General features: G+C 64.8%; 7 protein-coding genes. All 7 read right to left on the bottom strand.

The window, feature by feature from the left end:
* Positions 1-533, bottom strand: a 533-nt coding sequence (locus ABT24_RS15235) for a helix-turn-helix domain-containing protein (RefSeq protein ID WP_286738224.1), incomplete at its 3' end; no start/stop codon positions are given.
* A 6-nt stretch (positions 534-539) separates the two neighbouring features.
* Positions 540-1,391, bottom strand: coding sequence for a type IV pilus biogenesis/stability protein PilW (gene pilW / locus ABT24_RS15230; protein WP_013106157.1), 852 nt, complete (start codon positions 1,389-1,391; stop codon positions 540-542).
* A gap of 14 nt (positions 1,392-1,405) precedes the next feature.
* The gene (gene rlmN, locus ABT24_RS15225; protein ID WP_276731143.1) at positions 1,406-2,545 is read right to left on the bottom strand and encodes a dual-specificity RNA methyltransferase RlmN; all 1,140 of its coding nucleotides are present in this window, start codon (positions 2,543-2,545) and stop codon (positions 1,406-1,408) included.
* A 67-nt stretch (positions 2,546-2,612) separates the two neighbouring features.
* Complete coding sequence (gene ndk, locus ABT24_RS15220; protein WP_013106159.1) at positions 2,613-3,038, bottom strand: nucleoside-diphosphate kinase; 426 nt, start codon at positions 3,036-3,038, stop codon at positions 2,613-2,615.
* Between the two features lie 78 nt (positions 3,039-3,116).
* On the bottom strand, positions 3,117-4,799 hold the full coding sequence (rluB, locus tag ABT24_RS15215; protein ID WP_276731146.1) for a 23S rRNA pseudouridine(2605) synthase RluB: 1,683 nt from the start codon (positions 4,797-4,799) through the stop codon (positions 3,117-3,119).
* A gap of 18 nt (positions 4,800-4,817) precedes the next feature.
* Positions 4,818-5,543 (bottom strand): SMC-Scp complex subunit ScpB, encoded by a 726-nt coding sequence (gene scpB / locus ABT24_RS15210; RefSeq protein ID WP_276731148.1) that lies wholly within the window; start codon positions 5,541-5,543, stop codon positions 4,818-4,820.
* A 227-nt stretch (positions 5,544-5,770) separates the two neighbouring features.
* Entirely contained in the window at positions 5,771-6,832 is a 1,062-nt protein-coding gene (locus tag ABT24_RS15205; protein ID WP_276731152.1) for a 2Fe-2S iron-sulfur cluster-binding protein, read from the bottom strand.
* Positions 6,833-6,929: the final 97 nt, after the last annotated feature.

The raw sequence follows: 6,929 nt of genomic DNA, 5'->3' as shown, positions 1-6,929 counted from the left end.
TGCGAGGCCGACTGCGAAGCGGCAGGCAACATGCTTTCCACCGAGCCCGGCGCGGGTTGTTGGGGCTTCGCAGCGCTTGGCATCAGCCCCTCGGTCAAACCCCGCAAGGCGGGCCAGAAAAACACCACGGCGGCCAGCGCAACGATCAACACCGCCAACCAAAGCAGACCGCGCGATTTACGCGCGCCCCCCGCCGCGCGCGGCAAAGGACGCTCTGGCACGCGTGCGGCCAACTCCGCGCCCTCCTCTTCCGGCACCGGGCTGTGCAGCACTGGGGCGCCCGGAAGCAGGTCGAGCAGGGGTTTCGCATCGATTTTCAGTGCCTTGCAGCAACTCCGCAGCAGCGCACGGCCGAAAGTGTCGTCGGGCAGCGCCGACCAATCACCTGCCTCCAGCGCAGCGATTTTTGCAGGGGCCACCTTGAGCTGTGCGGCAAGCTCTTCGACATTGCGCCCGGCTCCCATGCGCGCCTCGCGCAGGGCAGCCCCCGCCTTGGCACGGCTGGCAATCAGTTCCGGAGTGGGTTCAGTCATACGGAATCAGTAGTTCAGCAGGGCGGAATCGTCAAACTTCCCCTGCTGCGCGGCGATGGCTTCACGCGAGTCTGGAAAGCGCTGGACGAGTTGATTGGTCCACAGCGCAGCGTCCATCGCATTACCCGCCTTGCGGGCAATCAGAATGCCGACCCAAAGCGACTGGGCGCTGGCGTACTGACCACTGTTGACGCGGGCAATGTAGAACAGCGCTTCCTTGGGCTTGCCCATGCGGTCGAGCACGACAGCCAGATTGGTGGACAACGCAGGATTGCCCGGGTCGAGCGCGAAGCCCTTTTTGAGCGTGCCTTCCGATGCAGCCAGATCTCCTGCCCGGTATTGGCACACCCCCAGCGCCAGATAAGTGCGCACCGGATAGCGGTAATTCTGGATGGCCAGGGCCTTGTTGAACTGAACGAACGAGTCCGGGTAGCGACGCTGCTGACACAGGAACCAGCCATAGTTGTGCAGCGCATCGGGATTGTCCGGCGAGAGCCGCAGCGCCTCGCGGTAATTGGCCTCGGCCTTGGCGGTGTCGTTCAACGCGGTATAGATGAGCGCGCGCATGGTGTAGGCGGGCACGAAATCAGATTTCTCTGCCAGCGCCTTGTTCACCTCTTCGAGCGCCACGGTGAACTGCCCGCGCTGGTAGTAGCCCTCGGCGAGTTCTAGACGCAACTGAACACGCTTGAGAACATCGGTCTGCTGGGTGCTCAAAGTCGCGCCCGAGCCCATCTCTGCCGCACGCTGCGTCTGCGTGGCGCAGCCGCCGAGCAACGCGGCGCCTGCCATCAGCAAACCGAGTACGGCTACCCGCCAAGCCGAAACGTGGGACCGCGCACAAAGATTCAGGAACATGGGCAAAGTCTCCCTCAATGACCCAGGCGGGCCGCAGTCGGCGCTGCGGCAGCCTGCTGCATGCGGATGACGCGGCGGGTGCGATCCTGCACCTCGCCCGCCAGTTGACCACAAGCGGCGTCGATATCGTCGCCGCGGGTTTTGCGCACCGTGGTGACCAGGCCCGCATCGAGCAGCACCTGGGCAAACGCCGCGACCCGCGCCGCGGAAGATCGCTTGAGCCCGGACTGGGGAAACGGGTTGAACGGAATCAGATTGAACTTGCAGTTGACCTGCGCAGCGCGCACCAGCCGCACCAAATCCTCCGCCAGTGCCGGGGTGTCGTTCACACCGTCGAGCATGCAATATTCGAAGGTGATGAAGTCGCGCGGGGCAAAGTCGAGATAGCGCTTGCACGCCGCCAGCAGTTCGTGCAGCGGGTACTTGCGATTGAGCGGCACCAGTTCGTCGCGTAGCGCATCAACGGGCGCATGCAGCGAGACCGCCAGCGCCACCGGACAATCCTGCGACAACCGGTCGATCATGGGCACCACACCCGAGGTGGACACCGTGACACGGCGACGCGACAGACCGTAACCATCGTCGTCGAGCATGGTGCGCAGCGCGGGAACCAGCGCGCTGTAGTTTTGCAGCGGCTCGCCCATGCCCATCATCACCACGTTCGAAATCGCGCGCTCGCCGCCCGGCAGACCCAGCTCGCGCCGCATGGTGAACTCGGCGTGCCAGAGCTGGGCAAGAATTTCCCAGGTTTGCAGATTGCGGCTGAAGCCCTGATGCCCGGTGGAGCAGAACTTGCAATTCACCGCACAGCCGGCCTGAGACGATACGCACAGCGTGTTGCGCTGCGCCTCTGGAATGAACACCGCCTCGACGGCGTTGCCCTGCCCGACATCGAACAGCCATTTCACCGTGCCATCGGCCGAGCGCTGTTCGCTGAGCACAGGCAGCGCGGCGATGTGCGCATGCTCCCGCAAGAATTGGCGCAAGGGCTTGGCCAGATCGCTCATGGCCTCGAAATCGGCCACGCCTTTCTGGTGCATCCAGCGAAAGACCTGCCGAGCGCGAAACGCCGCATGGCCGTGACGCCCGAACCACTCCACCAATCCGTCGCGATCGAACTGGAGAAGATTGGTAGAGGTCAGTTCGCCAGACATGGGCGCGGCATCAACGGGGAGTCGGCGGGGGGATCAGCAGACTAATCAGCAAACGATCAGCAAACGATCAACGGGAATAGATCGCCATCGCCGGGAAGAAGAAAGCGATCTCCTGCGCCGCGGTTTCCGCCGCGTCGGAGCCATGCACGGCATTGGCATCGATGCTGTCGGCGAAGTCGGCGCGGATGGTGCCGGGGGCGGCTTTTTTCGGGTCGGTTGCGCCCATCAGGTCGCGGTTCTTGAGAATGGCGCCTTCGCCTTCAAGCACCTGGATCATCACCGGGCCCGAGATCATGAAATCCACCAGATCCTTGAAAAACGGACGGGCCTTGTGCACCGCATAAAACGCTTCGGCCTCGGCGCGCGACAAATGCGCCATGCGCGCAGCGACAATTTTCAGACCGGCCGACTCGAAACGGGCGTAGATCTGGCCGATCACGTTTTTGGCAACGGCGTCGGGTTTGATGATGGAGAGCGTGCGCTCAATGGTCATACTTTGCTCCTGAAATCAAAGGGTTAATTCATCATTGTAGACAGCACCGAACTTGTGCTGCAGGGTCACACACAGGGCTCAGCGCCCGCCGCGATTGCCACCGCCACCTCCACCGCCGCCGCTGCGTCGGCGCCCTCCCGAGGGGCCGCCCCCGCCGCCCGTGCGATGCGGCCCAGCATCTTTGTGGATGTAACCGAAACTGGTTTTCATCGGATCGGGCTGCGAACTGCCCTGCTTGCCGCCCGATTTGCGGCGCGATTGTCCGCCGGGCTTGTTTCCGGTCGAGAAATTGCCTGCGCCGCCCCAGGAACCGCCGCCGCTACGCACCACCGGGCTCTTGCCGAACAGCGCCTCGACCGTGGTGCGGGCGTAGCTATCCGGCCCGGGCTGCTGCTGGTCGCCGCCCTGCCCCTTGCCGCGTCCGCCGCGGCCACTGCCACGGCTGTCGTTGCGCCGTCCGCCCTGGTTCTGCCCGTTCGGGCGGCGCGCGGGGCGGTCTCCTGCACCTGAAGGCGCCTCGCCGCTGCGGCCTTGCAGCGCCTGCACCAGCGATTTGTCGAGCTCGACAAAATCGCCGCGCCGCAGCCCCGCAGGCAGCACCACACTGGCATAGCGCACCCGGATGAGACGGCTCACCGTCAGCCCAACCGCCTCGAACATGCGACGCACTTCGCGGTTGCGCCCCTCGGAGATGACCACGCGCCACCAGCGATTGGCGCCCTCGCCGCCCGCCTCTTCGAGACTCAGAAAACGCGCCGGGCCATCGCCCAACTGCACGCCCTCGAGCAATTCGTCGCGGGCTGCCGCGTCAAGCTCGCCCAGAACCCGCACGGCGTATTCGCGCTCGGCACCGTAGCTCGGGTGCATCAGCCGGTTGGCCAGATCGCCCGAGGTGGTAAACAGCAACAGGCCTTCGGTGTTGATATCCAGCCGCCCGACTGCGGTCCACTTGGACCCTTGCAGCTTGGGCAGATGCTGAAACACCGTGGGACGTCCTTCCGGGTCTTTGAACGACACCACTTCACCCGTCGGCTTGTGATAGGCCAGCACGCGGGCCTGGGCCGGCCGCAGGCGGCGCTTGATGATCTTGCCGTTGACGCGAATCTGGTCGGTCGGCAGGATGCGCTGTCCCAGATGCGCCGGTTCGCCGTTGACCGATACCCGCCCGGCCAGGATGAGGTCTTCCATCTCGCGACGTGAACCCACGCCGCTTTGCGCCAGCACCTTATGCAGCTTGGGCGCATCTTCGGCCGGGGCCAGCACACGGCGCACGATCTCGGCGGTTTCCGCCGCCTGGTCGTAAGTGCCAGAAATCACATCCTGAATCTGCACGCCCACCAGCGGCGCGGGCGCCGCGGCGGCAGGTGTCGTCGCCTCAAGCTGCGGCGCCTGCGGCTCGGTCTGGTGACGCGGGCTTTTCGGTGAACGTGGCGGACGCGCCGTGCGCTTGGGCTCAAGCAACGGCAGCGGCTCAGCCTGCGGGCTCGCCTCGGCGGCCTCTGCCACGCCGGCGTCTGCACTCACAGTGCTATGCGCCTCGGGCTCGACTGGCAAAGCCGCCACTCCTTCGACAATGGGCGGCGCAACAGCTTCGCCAGACTCCGGCGCTGCGCCCTCTTCGGTGCTTGCAGCCGCGGTCTTGCGCGGCGTGCGGCGAGGGGCGGCACGGGTCTTGCGCGCTGGCAGCGTATCGGCCACGGCCTCTACAGCCTCGGGCGCAGGGTTGATTTCGGGGGAGTCAGGCGAGTCGGTAGAGCTCATGGTGCTGTCCGTTCAAGGTCAGTCGTTCGGCAGCGCACCTTCGGGCGCACTGCGGGGCATAGAGGCCGGCTGCACGACTTCGGTCGTTTCAGACGGAGGATGGTGTTCACCGGGTTCAGCGTCGACCGCGGCAGGGTCTGGCGCTTCTTGCCGTGGGGTTGCTTGCGGGGCTTCCAGACTCTCGATTTCAGGCAGGCGCTGCTGCAGGCCGTCGAAATTCGGCAGCACGTCGCCGCGCTCGCCCAACGGGGGCAGGGCGTCGAGGGTTTTCAGTCCGAGATCGTCGAGAAATTGCTCCGTGGTCGCCAGCAGGGCCGGTCGGCCCGGCGCTTCGCGGTGGCCGATCACTTCGACCCAGCCCCGGTCTTCAAGCTGACGGATGATCTGGGCATTGACCACCACCCCGCGAATCTCTTCGATGTCGCCCCGGGTCACGGGCTGACGGTAGGCGATGATGGCCAGGGTTTCCAGCACGGCGCGCGAATACTTTTGCGGCTTCTCGGGATAGAGCCGGTCGAGAAAAGGCTGCATCTCCGCCCGGCTTTGAAAGCGCCAGCCCTGCGCCAGCCGCACGAGCTCGACGCCGCGCTCCTGCCAATCGCTGCGCAGTTCATCGAGCAGCGCGCGCACGGTGTCGGCGGCGATCGTGTCGTCGAACAGGCGCCGCAGTTCAGCGACGGAAAGGGCTTGGGAAGCACAGATCAGCGCGGTCTCGAGGACCCGCTTGGCCTCTTGCGTGTTCATAGATACCCGGTAAAGGGCGGTATCAGCCGGAAGTCGTCCGCTGTGCCGCAGGTGCCCGAAGGCGGGCGCAATGTGTCGATGCGTGGCGCTCAAGTCAGCGCCCCCAGAGTCAGGCTGCACCCGACTCGCCCCCTTGGGGGTCAAGAAAACTGGGGACGGCCCCGCGTTTGCCTGAGAGTTGTTAGCAGATTTTAATACGTCTGCGTAGCGCGCTTGCCGCTCACGCTTCAGGCGGCAGGGGCAAGCTCTGCTGTTACGGGCGGGTAGAACGCGTCGGCGTGCAGATCGTTCTCCGGCAGGCCCCGTTCCAGCAGTGACGCGCTGATGGCCTCGACCATGCCCGGCGGCCCGGCCAGATAGACCTTGGAACCGGCAAACTCGGCCACCTGTTCCAGCAGATGCGCGGCCAGCGGGCGATGCACGGCCTGCGGCGGATCTCCCGGTTGCGCCTCGTCCAGCGCAAGGTGATAGCTGAAGTTGCGATAGCTGCGGCGCATCTGCTCCATCTGCTCCAGTCCGTACACATCGGCCTGATTGCGAAATCCGGCAAACAGCACCACGGGTTCGAGCTTGCCGTTGTCGAGCGCGGTCTGCACCACACTGAGCATGGGTGCCAGGCCCGTGCCGCCGCCCACGGCATAGAGCGGCCCTTGGTGACGCGGGCGAAAGTAACTCGTTCCCATGGGCCCGCGCACCAGCAGCTGTGCGCCAGGACGAATCACACCACCCAGCAGGCTGCTCAGCGCCCCGGTCGGGGTGCGGCGGATGTGAAACTCCAGCAGATCGTCATATTCCGCATCCACCGGGGTGCTGGCCATGGAGAAATCGCGCGCGATTTCCTGCCCGTCTACCTCGACCACGATCTGGGCATACTGGCCGGCCGAAAAGGTGAAGGGAATGCCCTCCATATCGGCGAACTCGATGTGCAGCCGCAGCGCGAAAATATCCTGCGTCAACGGCTCCAGCGCCACCACGCGGCACAGCAATTTGCGCTCGGGGTGCGCGATCAGATCGTCGCTATCGGTCAGCCGGATGGTGATGTCTTCGCTCAGAGTGGCACGGCAGGCCAGAATGATGCCGCTATCCCGCTGCGCATCCGGCAGCGCCTTGGGGTCATATTTTTTCAGCTTGACCTGACCCGACTCGAGCACGCACTTGCACGAACCGCATTCCCCCGACTTGCAGGAATAACGAATCGGCACCTGATGCCGCCTGAGCAGCTTCAGCAGGTTCTCGTCGGGGTCGGCAAGAAGATCGGTTTCTGCCGGGAGGATGTGAACGCGGGGCATGGAGTGAATGCTTTCAAGAAACTCGCCAGGCCGCCCCAAGAGTTTCTTGTCCCTTGAGGGGAAAACTGAGCGAAGCGAAGGTTTCGGGGTGGGCTTA

The sequence above is a fragment of the Thiomonas sp. SCN 64-16 genome, assembly GCF_001725585.1.
GTDB lineage: Bacteria > Pseudomonadota > Gammaproteobacteria > Burkholderiales > Burkholderiaceae_C > Thiomonas > Thiomonas arsenitoxydans.
The sequence above is the reverse complement of the archived record's forward strand: the minus strand, read 5'-3'. Positions and strand labels throughout refer to the sequence as shown.